Annotated in this window: 18 protein-coding genes, 1 other RNA gene and 2 pseudogenes; 14 read left to right on the top strand and 7 right to left on the bottom strand. The window is 63.2% G+C overall.

Annotated features, from left to right (window positions below):
• Window positions 1-57 precede the first annotated feature (57 nt).
• The gene (locus tag HK436_RS18580; protein ID WP_173192130.1) at window positions 58-705 is read right to left on the bottom strand and encodes a TetR/AcrR family transcriptional regulator; all 648 of its coding nucleotides are present in this window, start codon (window positions 703-705) and stop codon (window positions 58-60) included.
• Between the two features lie 149 nt (window positions 706-854).
• Between HK436_RS18580 and HK436_RS18575 the strand changes: the two genes are divergently transcribed.
• A complete protein-coding gene (locus HK436_RS18575; RefSeq protein WP_173192128.1) occupies window positions 855-2,057 on the top strand; it encodes a multidrug effflux MFS transporter in 1,203 nt (400 codons plus the stop codon).
• An 82-nt stretch (window positions 2,058-2,139) separates the two neighbouring features.
• Here HK436_RS18575 and HK436_RS18570 read toward each other — a convergent pair whose 3' ends face one another.
• The 5 genes and pseudogenes from HK436_RS18570 to HK436_RS18550 all read right to left on the bottom strand — a co-directional run bounded on the left by HK436_RS18570 (window position 2,140) and on the right by HK436_RS18550 (window position 5,999).
• A complete protein-coding gene (locus tag HK436_RS18570) occupies window positions 2,140-3,870 on the bottom strand; it encodes a SulP family inorganic anion transporter (protein ID WP_173192126.1) in 1,731 nt (576 codons plus the stop codon).
• Window positions 3,871-3,900: 30 nt separating this feature from the next.
• Window positions 3,901-4,334 (bottom strand): annotated as a pseudogene (locus HK436_RS18565) (DUF6691 family protein).
• Between the two features lies 1 nt (window position 4,335).
• Window positions 4,336-4,764: a YeeE/YedE family protein gene (locus HK436_RS18560; protein ID WP_173192124.1), complete on the bottom strand. Its 429-nt coding sequence runs from the start codon at window positions 4,762-4,764 to the stop codon at window positions 4,336-4,338.
• 15 nt (window positions 4,765-4,779) lie between these two features.
• The gene (locus tag HK436_RS18555) at window positions 4,780-5,109 is read right to left on the bottom strand and encodes an ArsR/SmtB family transcription factor (RefSeq protein WP_173192122.1); all 330 of its coding nucleotides are present in this window, start codon (window positions 5,107-5,109) and stop codon (window positions 4,780-4,782) included.
• Window positions 5,110-5,114: 5 nt separating this feature from the next.
• Window positions 5,115-5,999 carry an MBL fold metallo-hydrolase gene (locus HK436_RS18550; protein WP_173192121.1) on the bottom strand — a complete coding sequence of 295 codons (885 nt, stop codon included), beginning with the start codon at window positions 5,997-5,999 and terminating at the stop codon, window positions 5,115-5,117.
• Between the two features lie 219 nt (window positions 6,000-6,218).
• Here HK436_RS18550 and HK436_RS18545 point away from each other — a divergent pair, with 219 nt between their 5' ends.
• From HK436_RS18545 to HK436_RS31535, 7 genes are all read left to right on the top strand, one after another.
• Window positions 6,219-6,551 carry an ArsR/SmtB family transcription factor gene (locus HK436_RS18545; RefSeq protein ID WP_173192119.1) on the top strand — a complete coding sequence of 111 codons (333 nt, stop codon included), beginning with the start codon at window positions 6,219-6,221 and terminating at the stop codon, window positions 6,549-6,551.
• Window positions 6,548-7,240, top strand: a complete 693-nt coding sequence (locus HK436_RS18540) for an aquaporin (protein ID WP_194248609.1) — start codon at window positions 6,548-6,550, stop codon at window positions 7,238-7,240. Before HK436_RS18545 ends, HK436_RS18540 begins: the two co-directional genes overlap by 4 nt.
• Complete coding sequence (arsC, locus tag HK436_RS18535; protein WP_173192117.1) at window positions 7,237-7,659, top strand: arsenate reductase (glutaredoxin); 423 nt, start codon at window positions 7,237-7,239, stop codon at window positions 7,657-7,659. Before HK436_RS18540 ends, arsC begins: the two co-directional genes overlap by 4 nt.
• Before the next feature lie 109 nt (window positions 7,660-7,768).
• Entirely contained in the window at window positions 7,769-8,500 is a 732-nt protein-coding gene (arsH, locus tag HK436_RS18530) for an arsenical resistance protein ArsH (RefSeq protein WP_173192115.1), read from the top strand.
• A 72-nt stretch (window positions 8,501-8,572) separates the two neighbouring features.
• On the top strand, window positions 8,573-8,905 hold the full coding sequence (locus HK436_RS18525; protein ID WP_173192107.1) for an ArsR/SmtB family transcription factor: 333 nt from the start codon (window positions 8,573-8,575) through the stop codon (window positions 8,903-8,905).
• A 48-nt stretch (window positions 8,906-8,953) separates the two neighbouring features.
• Complete coding sequence (locus HK436_RS31540; protein ID WP_244649040.1) at window positions 8,954-9,667, top strand: MFS transporter; 714 nt, start codon at window positions 8,954-8,956, stop codon at window positions 9,665-9,667.
• The gene (locus HK436_RS31535; RefSeq protein ID WP_244649038.1) at window positions 9,598-10,170 is read left to right on the top strand and encodes an MFS transporter; all 573 of its coding nucleotides are present in this window, start codon (window positions 9,598-9,600) and stop codon (window positions 10,168-10,170) included. The genes HK436_RS31540 and HK436_RS31535 overlap by 70 nt, the downstream gene beginning before the upstream one ends.
• A gap of 25 nt (window positions 10,171-10,195) precedes the next feature.
• Here HK436_RS31535 and ssrA read toward each other — a convergent pair.
• Window positions 10,196-10,554, bottom strand: a transfer-messenger RNA (tmRNA) gene (gene ssrA / locus HK436_RS18515).
• A gap of 149 nt (window positions 10,555-10,703) precedes the next feature.
• Between ssrA and HK436_RS18510 the strand changes: the two genes are divergently transcribed.
• From HK436_RS18510 to HK436_RS18485, 6 genes and pseudogenes are all read left to right on the top strand, one after another.
• The gene (locus HK436_RS18510; protein ID WP_173192105.1) at window positions 10,704-11,498 is read left to right on the top strand and encodes a thymidylate synthase; all 795 of its coding nucleotides are present in this window, start codon (window positions 10,704-10,706) and stop codon (window positions 11,496-11,498) included.
• Between the two features lie 35 nt (window positions 11,499-11,533).
• The gene (locus HK436_RS18505; RefSeq protein ID WP_173192103.1) at window positions 11,534-12,535 is read left to right on the top strand and encodes a DUF4424 domain-containing protein; all 1,002 of its coding nucleotides are present in this window, start codon (window positions 11,534-11,536) and stop codon (window positions 12,533-12,535) included.
• Window position 12,536: 1 nt separating this feature from the next.
• Window positions 12,537-13,046 (top strand): dihydrofolate reductase, encoded by a 510-nt coding sequence (locus HK436_RS18500; protein ID WP_173193619.1) that lies wholly within the window; start codon window positions 12,537-12,539, stop codon window positions 13,044-13,046.
• A 141-nt stretch (window positions 13,047-13,187) separates the two neighbouring features.
• Window positions 13,188-14,296 (top strand): annotated as a pseudogene (hflK, locus tag HK436_RS18495) (FtsH protease activity modulator HflK).
• Window positions 14,296-15,252: a protease modulator HflC gene (hflC, locus tag HK436_RS18490; RefSeq protein WP_173192101.1), complete on the top strand. Its 957-nt coding sequence runs from the start codon at window positions 14,296-14,298 to the stop codon at window positions 15,250-15,252. The pseudogene hflK and the gene hflC overlap by 1 nt, the downstream one beginning before the upstream one ends.
• A 3-nt stretch (window positions 15,253-15,255) precedes the next feature.
• Window positions 15,256-15,441 (top strand): DUF2065 domain-containing protein, encoded by a 186-nt coding sequence (locus HK436_RS18485; RefSeq protein WP_173192099.1) that lies wholly within the window; start codon window positions 15,256-15,258, stop codon window positions 15,439-15,441.
• Window positions 15,442-15,494: the final 53 nt, after the last annotated feature.

Genomic DNA, 15,494 nt, shown 5'->3' with positions numbered 1-15,494 from the left:
CGTAAACCGCATATAGCGTAACGCAGCGTCCGGGCGAGTGGGAAACTCGGAAAGGGTTCAGTTTCGGCGGGCGTAGGCCCTCAGGAACATGCGTACCGCGCGGGCCGAAGCCTGTTCCAGATCGTCCTCCGAAAGCCTGTCTCCGAAGATCAGGGGCAGTTGCAGGTCAGAGCTGGTCAGTGCCAGAAACTGCCGGGCGGCGGCGTCCGGATCGTCGATCTCCAGCCAGCCGGCATGGGCGAGGCGCGCGAAACGGGCGGCGAGCGCGTCCCACACGCGGGCAGGGCCATTCTCGCGCCAGTCGGAGAAAAGCTCCGGATAGCGCTCGCCCTCGTTCTGCAGGAGCCGCCGCAGGAAGCGGCCGTCGCGGTCGCAAAGACAGTTGCGGTTGAGGCGAACGGCGAATGCGGTGAGATCGGCCTGCAGATCATGCGGGTGGTCGGGAAAGGTAGCCAGTACAGAAAACGCCCTGGCGTTGCAGCGTTCAGTGATCTCGCGGACCACTGCGACCAGCAGGCTCTCCTTGTCGCGGTGGTGATTGTAGACCGTCTGCCTCGAAACACCTGCTTCAGCGGCGATGAGGTCGATATTGGCCCCGGCAAAGCCCTCGCGGCAGAAGACGGTCGCCGCCGCCTCGATCATGGAGTGGCGTTTGGCGGCGTGTCCGCGTGGCGGGAGAGTGTCAGGAGCAATCACGGGCGGCATGATTTCTATATAGAGCTGGTTGACGATTTAGACAACACTGTCTAAAAATATGGACTTACGCGACGGAGGATGCAGCGGGGGAGGCCGCGCTTCCGTTCAACCTCCCGGTGCGACGGGCTTGCCGCCGCCATCTTCGAAAGAGCTAGACAATGCAATTCTCCTTTATCCGGCTCGCGCTCGTGCTCGGCCTGCTGACGGCCATCGGCCCGTTCGCCATCGACATGTATCTGCCGGCACTGCCGACAATCGGCGAGGATCTGGGCGCTGGCACGGTGCCCGTGCAGATGAGCCTGCTGGTCTTCTTTCTCTCGATGGGGTTCGCCCAGATCATCGTGGGGCCTATCTCGGACATGATGGGCCGCAAGGCGCCGCTCTATTTCAGCCTCGTGCTGTTCGCCATCGGCAGCGTCGGCGCGGCGCTGGCCGTCGACATCGGCTGGCTGATCGCGTTCCGCTTCATACAGGGGCTCGGCGCGTCGGCTGGCATGGTAGTGCCGCGCGCCGTGGTCCGCGACCTGCATACCGGCGTGGAAGCCGCACGCCTGATGTCGCTTTTGATGCTGGTTTTCTCGATCTCTCCGATCCTGGCACCGCTGGCGGGCAGCCTCATCATCGAAAGCTTCGGCTGGCGCGCGATCTTCTGGGCCGTGACGCTTGCTGCGGCCATCGGCATCGTGCTGATGATCGGCGCGCTCGACGAGACCCGGCCGCCGGAGCAGCGCGGCGGCCGTTCGTTCCGGGGCACTATCGCCGGTTATCGTCGCCTGCTGCGTGACCGTTCGTTCGTTGGCCTCAGCCTGATCGGCGGTTTCGGCATATCGAGCTTCTTTGTCTATCTGTCGAATTCGTCCTTCGTGCTCATCAACCACTACGGGCTGACGCCGACGCTTTACAGCGTGTTCTTCTCGATGAACGCCGTGGCTTTCTTCGCTATGTCGCAGCTTACCGGAACGCTCACCGAACGATTTGGCCTGCGCCGCGTGGTGCGGGTGGCGGTTGCGGCCTATGCGACGATCATGGTGGCCATGCTGGCGGTGATGGCGAGCGGCCTGCAGTCGCTGTGGGTGATGTCGACGTTCCTGTTCTTCGGATACGGCTTCCTCGGCCTCGTGATCCCGACCACCTCGGTGCTCGCGATGGAGGAGCACGGCGAGATTGCAGGCACAGCTTCGGCCCTGATGGGAACGCTGCATTTCGCCACCGGCGCGGTCGCGATGGCCGTAGCGGGGCTGTTCTTCGACGGTTCCCCGCTGCCGATGGTGATCGGCATCACGGCCTGTGCCGTGATCGCGCTGGGCTTCACGCAGGCCACGCTGGGCAACCGCTCGCCCATTCGCCAACCCGCCGAATAGGCCGGGCCTGGTGCCGACAAACAAAAGGGCGCGGCATGGCCGCGCCCTTTTTTGCAGAAATGGTGCAGGCCTGTCCTGCAACTCAGGCAGGCACGGGTTCCCGCTCGCACTGAAGCTGCGCCATCGCCTCGTACTGGCTGAGGAACACGCCACCCTGGAGCTCGTCCAGGAAATGCGACCGCTTGAGGCGGTCCATGACGGGACCCTTGACCTCGGACAGGTGCAACGTGATTCCACCGTCGCGCAGCCGGCGGTTGATCTCTTCCAGGCTTTCGAGTGCCGAGGCGTCGATGGCATTGACCGCCGAGCACATCAGCACGACGTGGCGAAGCTGCGGGCGCTGGGCGACCAGCTCGGCGATGCGGTCCTCCAGGTAGCGGCTATTGGCGAAATAGAGGCTTTCGTCGACGCGCACGGACAGCACGTCCTGGCAGGTGACGACCTCATGCCGCTCGATGTTGCGAAAATGCTCTGTGCCCGCGACCTGCCCGACCACGGCCATATGGGGGCGCGACGTGCGGTAGAGATGCAGCACCAGCGACAGTCCCACGCCCATGACGATGCCGACCTCGACGCCGAGAAAGAGCGTGCCGGCAACCGTTGCCGCCATCGCCGAGAAATCAGCCTTGGAATAGATCCAGACACGGCGGATCGCGCCGAGATCGACGAGGGAGAGAACGGCGACGGTGATGGTCGCGGCAAGCGTCGCCTGCGGCAGGTCGGTGAGCAGCGGTGTGAGGAACAGCGTGGCCAGTGCTATCGAGACGGCGGTGAAGATGCCGGCCGCCTGCGTTTCGGCACCTGCGTCGAAGTTGACGACGGAGCGGGCGAAGCCGCCTGTGACCGGATAGCCCGACGACACGGCCGCTGCGATGTTTGCCGCACCCAATCCGATAAGTTCCTGGTCGGGAATTATGCGCTGCCGGCGCTTGGTCGCGAGCGTCTGCGCCACCGAAACGGATTCGACAAAGCCGATCAGGCTGATGAGGAGGGCAGGGGCCGCCAGGGTCCGCACCAGGTCGAAATCGAAGACCGGCAAGGCCGGGGCGGGGAGACCCTGCGGGATGACACCGACCAGCGCGACGCCCCTCGAGCCGAGATCTAGAATATGGGCAGCCAGGATGGTCGCGGCGACGGCCGCAACCGGTCCCGCCTTCGTGACAATGTCGGCGGCGCGGGGCCGAAGACCGACACCGATGAGCAACCGCTTCAGACGCAGACGGACGAAATACAGAAAGGCCAGCGCCGCAGCACCGATTGCAACGGTTGACGGGTTTATCGATCCGAGCTCGCCCGCGATGCCGCCGATAATTTCGGGCAGGGTGTGGCCGCCGGCGGAAACGCCGAGCAGGTGCTTGAGCTGTCCCGCGGCGATGAGGATTGCGGACGCCGTGATGAAACCCGAAATCACCGGGTGGCTCAGAAAATTCGCGACGAAGCCAAGCCGGAAAAGGCCCATGGCTATGAGAGCCATTCCAGATATCAGGGCAAGCAGCGTGGCCGCGGCAAGGTAGGCCTGGGTCCCCTGTGCTGCCACTTCGCCGACGGCCGTAGCCGTCATCAGGGAAACGACTGCCACTGGTCCCACCGCCAGCGTGCGGCTGGTGCCGAAGACCGCGTAGGCAATGAGCGGCAGGATGGATGCATAGAGCCCCACCTGCGGCGGCAAGCCCGCCAGCATGGCATAGGCCAGCGACTGCGGAATCAGCATGACCGTAACGATCATGGCAGCGACCAGATCGCTGGCGAGCGCCGACCGGTTGTAGTCACCGGCCCAGCCAAGGATGGGGAAGTATCCCGAAAAGCGCGTCATTGGAGTGTCGTTTCGCTGGATATTTCGACGTCAGGCCGTGCGCGACCTCAGGCCGCCATCGGCCAGCAGCCTCGCAGCCCACATGCCGAGCAGCATCGCCGGCACGAAGGCGAGCGTCCCTGCCGCGCCAAGGCCAAGCGCCGTCAGGGCCGGTCCGGGGCAGAAGCCGCCGAGCCCCCAGCCGAGGCCGAAGATCGCAGGACCGGCGGTGACCCGCAGGTCGATGTCGTTGCGCGTCGGCAGGTGGAAGCTTTCGGCATTGATCGGCCGTCCGCGCGACAGCACCAACCGATAGCCTACAAAAGCCACGAGCACCGCACCGCCCATGACGAAGGCGAGAGCGAGGGATCCCAGGTGCCTGCAAGATCGAGGAAATTGAGAACCTTCGCGGGGTCGGACATGCCGGAGACGACGAGACCAGCACCGAAAAGCAGGCCGAGGGCCAGATTGACGAGAAAAGACATGTCAGCCTCCGATCACGTGGCGAACGACGAAGACGGTGATGAAGGCGACCGTCATGAATACGGCGGTGGCAACCATCGAGCGGGTGGACAGCCTGGACAATCCGCAGACGCCGTGGCCCGAGGTGCAGCCATTGCCCCAGACCGAGCCGAAGCCCACGAGCAGGCCGGCGGCGATCATCAGGGGAATGTTCGACGAGACGGTCTGTGCGACCGGTGCGCCGGTGACGGCCATCATTGCCAGCGGTGCCGCCACGAGTCCGATGACAAAGGCCAGCCGAGACGGAAAGGCCTTGTCGAGATAAGGGGGAAGCAGCCGACCGGCGATACCCGAGATGCCGGCGATACGGCCTTCCCAGAGCATCAGCAGAACGGCCGACAGGCCGATCATCATGCCGCCTGCGGTGGAGGCGAGAGGGGTGAATTCAGTCATTTCCGTTTTCCCGGATCAGTGGTTGGTTTGCGGAACTTCGCAGAACATGCGGTGCATCGTGGCGATGAACTCGCTCACGCGGCCGTCGGCCAGCCGATAGAACATGCTCTTCGATTCCTTGCGGCCGACGATGAAGCCGGCATCGCGCAATTCGGCGATCTGTTGCGAAAGGCCGGGCTGGCGGATGCCGAGCGTGTCTTCCAGGTCGCGGACGGAACGCTCGCCGTCCACTAGCGCGCAGACGATCATCAGCCTTGACGGATGCGCGAATTTCTTGAGGAATTCGGCCGCCTCGCCGGCGTTCTCGATCATTTCCGCCGTATCGGCCGTAAGCTCATGTTTCATGGCCGTCAGCCCCAGTTCGCGCCTTCGAGCACGTCCAGCGGGAATTTCAGGTAGCGTTTCCCGTTGGCTTCCGGCTCGGGCAGGCGGCCGCCATTCATGTTGACCTGCAAGGCGTGCAGGATCAGCTTCGGCATGGGCAGCGTGCGGTCGCGAGCCTCCCGCACCTCGACATATTCGGCTTCGGTCGCGCATTTCGACATGTGGGTGTTCGCCGCCTTCTGCTCGGCAACGGTCGACTCCCAGCGCGGCTCACGGCCACCCGGCTGATAGTCGTGGCCGGTGAAGATGCGGGTCTCGTCCGGAAGAGCCAGGATCTCCTGGATCGACTGCCAGAGCCGCGTGGCGCTGCCGCCCGGAAAGTCGGCTCGGGCCGTGCCTGAGTCCGGCATGAACAGCGTATCGTGGACGAAGGCCGCGTCGCCGATGACATAGGTGATCGAGGCGAGCGTGTGGCCCGGCGAAAACAGGACGCGGGCGGGCACTGTGCCGACGGTGAAGGTTTCTCCCTCCGCAAACAGCTTGTCCCACTGCGAACCGTCGGCCGGAAAGTCCGGCCAGTTGTAGAAACCCTTCCAGAGCTTCTGCACCTCTATGACCTTCTCCCCGATCGCCGTCGGCGCGCCGGTCTTCTCCTTCAGGTAGCGTGCTGCGGAAAAATGGTCGGCATGGGGATGCGTGTCGAGAATCCACTCGACCTCGAAACCCTGCTCCCTGACGTAGTCGAGGATCGCATCGGCGTTGTGCGTTGCCGTCGAGCCCGACTTCTCGTCGAAATCGAGAACCGGATCGATGATCGCGCATTTGCGGCTTTCGGGATCAGCGACAACGTACTGGATGGAGAAGGTGCGCTTGTCGAAAAAGCCTTTCACAAGCGGGCTGGTATTGCTCATCGGATGCCTCCGCATTCAAATGCCGTGAATTCTATTTGCCATCTTCGGTTGGACGCTGGAGCGCCATGAAGGCATCTCCCGCGGCGCCAAGTTCTGATCGCATCGATTACATAAAATCGATTGCAAAAAATGCAATAGTTAGTCTGCGCGAAATCGAGGGTTGATTGTCATGTTTCCGTCATGCAGAGAGCGTACCAACATATCGGTAAAGGCAGATATATGGATAAGAAGCTCTCTCTCGCTGCTTTGGCTGCCCTCGGCCAGGAAACACGTCTCGACGTCTTTCGCCTCCTCGTGAAGGCGGGACAGGAGGGCGTGCCGGCGGGTAAAATAGCCGACCGACTTGGCGCGGTGCAGAACACGGTGTCGACGCATCTCAAGGTGCTCACGCAGGCCGGCTTGATCCGGCCGGAGCGTCACGGCCGGGTCGTCCGCTACGTGGCGGACATGACGGGCTTCCGCGACCTGCTTGCCTATCTGATGGAGGATTGCTGCAACGGCGCACCGGAACTGTGCCGCCCGGTGATCGAAGCGGTGACGTGCAGGTGCTGACGATTTTCGATCTGCGGAGACGACTGGTCGCGGAAGCGCTCGGCACTGGAATACTGGTGGCGACCGTTGTCGGTTCTGGTATCATGGCCAACAAGCTCACCGACGACGTCGCCCTGGCCCTTCTCGGCAATACCCTGCCGACCGGCGCGATCCTCGTTGTACTAATCACTATACTGGGTCCGCTGTCGGGCGCACATTTCAACCCTGCCGTGACGCTGGTGTTCGCGCTGCGGCGCGAGATCGGCGCGGGCGCTTCGGCTGCCTACGTGCTCGCCCAGATCGGCGGCGGCATTGCCGGTGCACTTCTTGCACATGTGATGTTCGAGCTGCCGATCTGGCAGGCCTCCACCACGGTCAGAAGCGGCGCGGCGCAATGGCTGGCCGAAGCCGTTGCGGCTTTCGGCCTGGTCTTTACGATTCTCGCGGGCCTGCGCTTCCGCGCCGACGCGGTGTCGTGGCTGGTGGGGCTTTACATCACCGCGGCCTACTGGTTCACCGCCTCGACCTCATTCGCCAATCCGGCGGTGGCGATCGCGCGTGCCTTTACCGACACGTTTGCGGGTATCCGGCCGGCCGACCTGCCGGGTTTCATTGCCGCAGAGCTGGCAGGGGCCGTGCTTGCGGCTGCGTTGGCGGGCTGGCTGCTCGCCGCACCGAAAACCATCATGCAAACGAAAGCTGCCGAATGACGATCACGATCTATCACAACCCTGCCTGCGGCACGTCCCGCAACACGCTTGCCATGATCCGCCAGTCGGGGGAGGAGCCGGAGGTGATCGAATATCTCAAGACGCCGCCGTCCCGCGAAAGACTTGCCGAACTGATCGCGGCCATGGGCATCTCGCCGCGCGAGCTGCTGCGGCAGAAGGGGACACCCTATGCCGAGCTCGAGCTCGACGCCCCGCGCTGGAGCGACGGCGAACTCATCGATTTCATGATGGCGCACCCAATTCTCATCAACCGCCCCATCGTCGAGACGCCGCTGGGCACGAAGCTCTGCCGGCCTTCCGAAGCGGTGCTCGACATCCTGCCCAACCCCGACATCGGCCCCTTCACCAAGGACGACGGCGAGGTCGTGATCGACAGCGACGGACGGCGGGTGCGGTGATTTATTTCTATCTTTGTCGAAACACTGTTGACGCATCCTGCGAGTCTTAATATCCATAATTCTAGTTTTATCGAATTATAGGCTGGCCTAAGCAACGCGCAGGAGAGGCATGACCGAGGAAACCACCAAGATCGATACGCTTCCCAATATCGAAGAGGATCAATTTCCGCCGATCAGCGCCGACGCGCTTTTCGACGCTCCGCGCGCAACGCATCCGCCGCGCATACTCATGCTCTACGGCTCATTGCGTGAAAGGTCCTATTCCAGGCTGGCGACGGAAGAGGCAGCGCGCATCCTGCGCAGGCTTGGCGCGGAGGTGCGCATCTTCAACCCGTCCGGGCTGCCGCTGCCGGATTCGACGTCGGCCGATCATCCCAAGGTGCAGGAGCTGCGTGAACTGTCGCTCTGGTCGGAAGCCCAGGTCTGGTGTTCTCCCGAGCGTCATGGCTCGATGACGGGCATCATGAAGGCGCAGATCGACTGGCTGCCGCTGTCGCTGGGTGGTGTCAGGCCGACGCAGGGCAGGACGCTCGCGGTCATGCAGGTCTGTGGCGGCTCGCAGAGCTTCAATGCGGTCAACCAGCTCCGCATACTCGGCCGCTGGATGCGCATGTTCACCATTCCAAACCAATCGTCGGTCGCGAAGGCTTTCAACGAATTCGACGCCGAGGGGCGCATGAAACCGTCGCCCTATTACAACCGCATCGTCGACGTGATGGAGGAACTTGTGAAGTTCACGCTGCTTCTGCGCGACCGAGTCGACTATCTGACCGATCGATATTCCGAACGGGTCGAAAGCGCGGAGGCGGTTTCGCGGCGCGTGAATCAGCGAACCCAATGATGCGACTCTTTTATTTCGACTATAATCGAATTTAATTTGACGCTTGTCGCCGGCCAGGACTAGGGTCGCGTCATGGAACTCGAACAGGCAGCAGCGCAACTCGAGGCGCTCGGCAACGCGACACGGCTCAACATCTACCGCATCCTCGTGCGCGCCGGCGCAGAGGGCTTGCCGGTCGGCAGTGTGCAGGAAAAGCTTGGCATTCCGGCATCCACTCTGTCGCACCACTGTAAGCGGCTGGTGGAAACCGGATTGGTGAGCCAGGAACGACAGGCAACGACGCTGATATGCCGGGCGGAATACCCGGCGATGCAAGCGCTGCTTGGCTATCTTGCCGACGAGTGCTGCGTCGATGGGAGCTGTCCGCCCGGCGTGGCAAAGATGCTCGTGCGAGGCAAGGCATGAAACGGCAGGCCACGGCTGGCGCCGTCTTGGAAGCATCGATCGGCAAGCATGTCTGAGAAAGCCGGAACGGGCTGGTTCATAAGCGCGCTCGGTGCGGCGCAGATATGCTCATGGGGCACGCTTTTCTATGGTTTTCCGCTGATCGCGGAAGCAATGCGCGCCGATCTCGGCTGGTCGAAGACCGAGCTCTATGGTGCGGCCACGCTCGGCATGGTGCTGGCGGGGCTGGCGGCCTATCCGGTGGGGGCGGCGATCGACAGGGGGCACGGGCGGCTTCTAATGACCGGCGCTTCGGTTGTTGCGGGGCTCTTTCTGGCAGCGTGGTCACGGGTCGATAGCCTGCCGGCCTACTACCTCATCCTTGCGTTTCTGGGCTGTATGCAGGCGGGCGCGCTCTACGAGCCGGCATTCGCCGTCATTGCCCGCCGGGTCGGGCCGGAGCGAGCGCGCAAGGGCATCACGACGCTGACGCTCTGGGGCGGCTTTGCCAGCACCGTTTTCATCCCTGTCATCCAGTATCTCATCGAGACACAGGGCTGGCGTGGGGCATTGCTGGTCATGGGGGCGGTCAACGTCATCGTTTGCGGGGGCTCTATGCGCTGGCGATTGATCCTTCGAAGGACCGCGGGCCCGTGCTGGCTGTCGCCGGTGAGTCCGCGCCGCTCGTGGGGCGGGCAGCCGTCGCCTCGGCGATGCGCAAGCCGGCCTATTGGGGGCTCCTTGTCGCGTGGATTTCCTACGCGGCAGCCTTCTCATCGCTGACCTATCACCTCTATCCGCTGCTGCTCGAGCGCGGACTGGGAGCCGCCGGCGTGGTGACCGTGATGGCGGTTATCGGGCCGGCCCAGGTGGCGGGTCGGGTCGCGGTGATGACATTCGCGCCCACGGCGCCCGTTCGGTCTCTGGGGTCTATGATCGTCATCGTGTTTCCGCTGGCCGTCATCGGCTTCGCTTTCGCACCGCCCGAAGTGGCAACGATTGCAGCGATCGCCGCGTTCTACGGCGCGGCGAACGGCACAATCACCATCGTGCGAGGGCTGGCAGTGCCGGAAATGATCACGCGCAGCGCCTATGGCGCGGTCAACGGATCGCTGGTTGCGCCCCTGAACCTGATGCAGGCGTTCGCACCGCTTGCCGCCGCCCTGATCTGGCAGGCGAGCGGCGGTTATGGCGCCGTATTGGCGGCCGTCTTCGTCGGCTCGCTGACGCTGTGCGCCGGCTTCTGGTTCGCCGCATGGAAATCGCGCAGCGCAGGGCTGAGCTGACTAAATCTGGATAGATATGGGAGAAGGTGGAGGTTTCTGTTGCCAGGTACCTCCGAACCCCGCCTGAAGGTGCTAACCCACAGGGCTTAATTCGAGACTATCGCGCCGCATTAAGCAGCGAGACGTGCCTCAGCATAGTTGTCGTTGGCAACTATAAGATTAGCCCGATAACGGTGGTACAATGCCGGGAAAAAGTCCGATCTTTACGCCCTCGTCGATCCTGTTTCGCCCCCATCAGCAGCCGCAGCGCGATGCTGCGGTTCCTGGTGGAGGCGCCGGGTACCGCCCCCGGGTCCGAATGGTTTATTTCATCGGCCGTTTATTTCCATAGTCAGGCAAGCTGACCCGCCGAATATAAGAAGCCGCGCTGCGAAAGGGAAGGGGCGTTCGAGCCACCGCCGCACCATCCGGCTGCTGCCGCGCGACTTTCCACAGGGCTGGTCGAAGGGCATCGCGGTGGCAACGAATTTAGTGCCGCCCGGTCGCCTCTCGGCTATGATCGCGCGACCTTTCGAATCGACGGCGACAATCCCATGCGGCAATATCTGGACCTTCTCGAACATGTGCTGGAAAACGGCGTCGACCGCGGCGACCGGACCGGCACCGGCACGCGCGGCGTCTTCGGCTGGCAGATGCGTTTCGATCTCGCCGAGGGCTTTCCGGCTCTCACCACCAAGAAGCTGCACCTGAAGTCGATCATCCACGAATTGCTGTGGTTTCTCGCGGGCGACACCAACGTCAAATATCTCAACGACAACGGCGTGACGATCTGGGACGAGTGGGCCGACGGAAACGGCGATCTTGGCCCGGTCTACGGCTCGCAGTGGCGGTCGTGGCCGACGCCCGACGGCGGCTCCATCGACCAGATCGCCAACGTCGTCAGGGAGATCCGGGAAAATCCCAATTCGCGCAGGCTGATCGTGTCGGCCTGGAACCCGGCCGAAGTCGACGTCATGGCGCTGCCGCCCTGCCACTGCCTGTTCCAGTTCCATGTCGCCAATAGCCGGCTCTCCTGCCAGCTCTACCAGCGCTCGGCCGATATCTTCCTCGGCGTGCCGTTCAACGTGGCCTCCTATGCGCTGCTGACGATGATGGTGGCGCAGGTGACCGGCCTCAAACCCGGTCACTTCGTCCACACGCTGGGCGATGCACACCTCTATTCCAACCATTTCGACCAGGCGCGCGAGCAGTTGACGCGCGAGCCCAAGCCGCTGCCGACGATGTGGATGAACCCGGACGTCACCGATCTTTTTGCCTTCCGTTTCGAGGATTTCCGGCTGGACGGCTACGTCGCCGATCCTACGATCCGCGCGCCGATCGCGGTGTGAATGCTGGCGGGGTTCCGGTGCGTGGAGGCGGTGCGATGAAGAGATTTCTGGTGGCTCTTTCGTTGCTGGCCGCAACGCCGGCCGTCGCCAACGACACGATGGCGGAACTGAAGACGGGCGGGCTGGTGTTCGTCCGGTCCGATGTGGTCTCGATGGAGAAGGAGGACCTCTTCATCTCGCTCGACGAGGTGAGGGTCGCCTACCGCTTCCGCAACACCTCTGACGAGGATGTCGAGGCAGTGGTCGCTTTCCCGATGCCGGACATAGAAGCCAATCCTTATGGCGACGTCGCCGTACCGGTCTCCGACAGCGACAATTTCCTCGGCTTCACGGTGGAGATGGACGGGCGGGCAATCACGCCGGAACTGGAGCAGAAGGCATTTGCCGCCGAACTCGACGTGACCGAGACGCTCACCGCCGCCGGGCTGTCGCTCAATCCGTTCGCGGACGGTCTGGATGAAGCCATCGAGGCGCTACCGGACGATACCAAGGCCGACTGGGTGGCGCGGGGCATTCTTTACGAGGAAAGCTACGACGACGGGTCGGGCTGGCGCGAAAGCCATTCTCCGATGTGGCGGCTGAAGTCGACCTATTGGTGGCGGGCCGAGTTTCCCGCCAGCCAGCCGGTCGAGGTGACACATCGCTACCAGCCGAGCCTGGGCGGCACGGTCGCGGTGAGCTTTCTGCAGGACGGTAAGCCGCAGGAACCGTATTTCGGGCAGTATCAGCAGAAATACTGCGTGGACGAGAGTTTCCTCAATGCCGTTCGTCGTCACGCAAAGACTGCACCGGATGGCAATCCGCCCTTTTACGAGACGTGGATTTCCTACGTGCTGACGACCGGTGCCAACTGGTCCGGCGCGATCCAGGACTTTACGCTGACGATCGACAAGGGCGCGCCGGAAAATCTCGTTTCCTTCTGCGGTTCCGGCGTACGCAAGATCGGTCCGACCACATTCGAGATGAGCGCCACCGATTTCTTCCCCGAACGGGACATCAACGTGCTCATCCTGCGGCGTACCGATGGCGGGCAATAGCATGAAGATCACGCTGGTGGTGGCGATCGCCGAAAACGGCGTCATCGGCCGGGACGGGGACCTTCCCTGGCGGTTGTCGACCGATATGAAGCGGTTCAAGGCCACAACCATGGGCAAGCCGGTCGTGATGGGCCGCAAGACCTGGGAGAGCTTCCCGAAGCGGCCGCTGCCGGGACGGCACAATATCGTGATCACGCGTGATCGTGCCTACGTAGCCGAAGGTGCGGACGTTGCATCGTCGCTCGATGAGGCGATGCAATTTGCGCGCGCCGATGGTGCTGCGGAGGTGGCGGTTATCGGAGGAGGGCAGATCTACGGGCAGGCGCTTCCAGATGCAGACAGGCTCGACGTTACCCATGTGCTGGCAACGGTCGACGGCGACACACGCTTTCCGCCTATCGATCCTCAAACGTGGTATGTTGTTTCCGAGGAAACCTATTCGGCGGGTGAGAAGGATAGCCACGCGACCCGTCACGTGATCTACGAACGCCGGCAAAGTGCACAGGCATAGCGGCGCGGCGATCTGCCGCGAAAGTTGCTAACCCGCACGCATTGCGTTGAAAGCGCGCGACTGCGTGCCTATAAACCGATAAACGGCAACAGGCGGCGGGGGTTCCGTCGCAGACAGTTTTGTCTAGACAAGAGGAAATATATGCCCTGGAGTAATCAGAGTGGCGGCGGCGGTCCCTGGGGCGGCGGCGGAAATGGCGGCGGTGGCGGCGGCGGTCCCTGGGGTCAGGGTCCGCGCGGACCGAGCGGACCGGGCAACAATCCTCCGGATCTTGAAGACATCATTCGGCGCGGGCAGGACCGGCTGAAGCAGGCACTCCCGGGCGGCGGCCAGGCAAGCCCGGCCATGTTCATCCTGATTGCGGTGGCGCTTGTGGCGCTGTGGCTGTTCCAGGCCATCTACACCGTGCAGCCGGATGAGCTGGCGGTCGAACTTCGTTTCGGCCAGCCCAAGGACGAAGTCTCCGAGCCCGGCCTGCACTTTCACTGGTGGCCGGTGGAAACCGTCGAAATCGCAAACGTCGCCGAAAAGCTCATCAATGTGGGCGAAGCGCGCAGCGGAACCTCGACAGGCCTGATGCTGTCGGGCGATCAGAACATCGTCGATGTGAAGTTCTCCGTGGCGTACCAGATCGCTGATCCGGCCGCCTATCTGTTCAACGTGTCGATCCCGACGCCACCATGCGTCAGGTTGCCGAGAGCGCCATGCGCGAGGTTGTCGGACGCCGGCCTGCGCAGGACATTTTCCGCGACGACCGCCAGGGCATCGCTGAGGATGTGCGTGCGATAATCCAGGAGACGATCGAAAGCTACGGATCCGGTCTCGCCATCACCGCGATCTCGATCGAGGATGCCGCGCCTCCACGCGAAGTGGCAGACGCCTTCGAGGAGGTGCAACGCGCCGAGCAGGACGAAGACCGTTTCGTCGAGGAATCCAACCAGTATTCGAACCAGCAACTCGGTCAGGCCCGCGGTGAAGCGGCGGCCATCCGCGAAGAGGCGGCGGCTTACAAGAACCGGGTCGTGCAGGAGGCGGACGGTGAGGCGCAGCGCTTCATCTCGGTCTACGACGAATATGCAAAAGCGCCGGACGTCACACGCAGGCGCCTCTTTCTGGAAACCATGGAAAACGTGCTGAAGAGCTCGAACAAGGTCATCGTGGAACAAGGTAACGGCCAGGGTGTCATCCCTTACCTGCCACTGCCTGAGCTGCGCGCCGCGCAGCCGGCCGGACAGGGAGGAAACAACTGATGAGCAACCGTCTTCCCTTTATCGTGATCGCAGTCGCGGTCATTCTCTTCCTCGCCTGGTCTTCGATCTTCGTGGTCAACGAGCGCCAGCAGGCGATCGTGCTGCGCTTCGGTGAGATCGTCGACGTCAAGTCGGAGCCGGGGCTATACTTCAAGGCGCCGTTCGCCTTTATGGAAGCCGACAATGTGCAGCTGATCGAAGATCGCGTGCTGCGCTTTGACCTGGACGACATCCGCGTGCAGGTTTCCGGCGGCCGCTTCTACGAGGTGGACGCGTTCATCGCCTACCGCATCAGCGACCCTCGGCGGTTCCGTCTGGCGGTCTCCGGTAGCGTGCCATTGGCTGAGCAACGCCTGCGCACGCGTCTCGACGCAGCGCTGCGTCGTGTCTACGGTCTGCGTGGCTTCGAGGCCGCACTTTCCGAAGAGCGCGGTTCGATGATGCGCGAAGTGCGCGACCAGCTTCGCCCGGATGCGACATCGCTGGGCCTCGAGATCGTCGACGTGCGGATCCGTCGTACCGACCTGACGGCTGAGGTTTCGCAGCAGACCTACGAGCGTATGCGTGCAGAGCGTCTGGCCGAGGCCGAACGACTGCGTGCCCGCGGCCGCGAAGCGGCCCAGCGCATCCGCGCACGTGCGGATCGTGAAGTGGTCGAGATCACGGCCGAAGCGCAGCGTGAATCGGAAATTCTGCGAGGCGAGGGTGAAGCCGAGCGTAACGCCATCTTTGCCGATGCGTTCTCGCGGGATACCGACTTCTTCGAGTTCTATCGCTCGATGGCCGCTTATGCGTCGGCACTCCAGGGATCGGGCACGACGATGCTGCTTTCGCCCGACTCGGAGTTCTTCCGCTTCTTCGGCAGTGCCGAGGGTCGCCAGCCGTCGGAGCAGGCTCCGTCGACGCCATCGGCACCGGCATCCGGCAACGGGGTGACCACCGGCGCAACGGACTAGCCGGTGAGCGATCTCATCGTCGCACTGGGGCTCGTCCTCGTGATCGAGGGCGTGCTCTATGGCGGCCTGCCGCACCTTGCAAAGCGGCTGGCTGCCGAAGTGCTGGCCATGCCTGAGCAGGCGATGCGCGTCGGGGGCCTAGTCGCCGTCGCAATAGGTGTCCTTATTGTGTGGTTCGTGCGCGGCTGACGTTGCGCACGGACTTGTGTGCGCCTGTCCGGCGCGTCACAATGGATTTACCG

The sequence above is a fragment of the Neoaquamicrobium sediminum genome (assembly GCF_013240295.1).
Taxonomy (GTDB): domain Bacteria; phylum Pseudomonadota; class Alphaproteobacteria; order Rhizobiales; family Rhizobiaceae; genus Aerobium; species Aerobium sediminum.
Note: the sequence above shows the minus strand (reverse complement) of the source record. Positions and strands in the feature narration are given on the sequence as shown.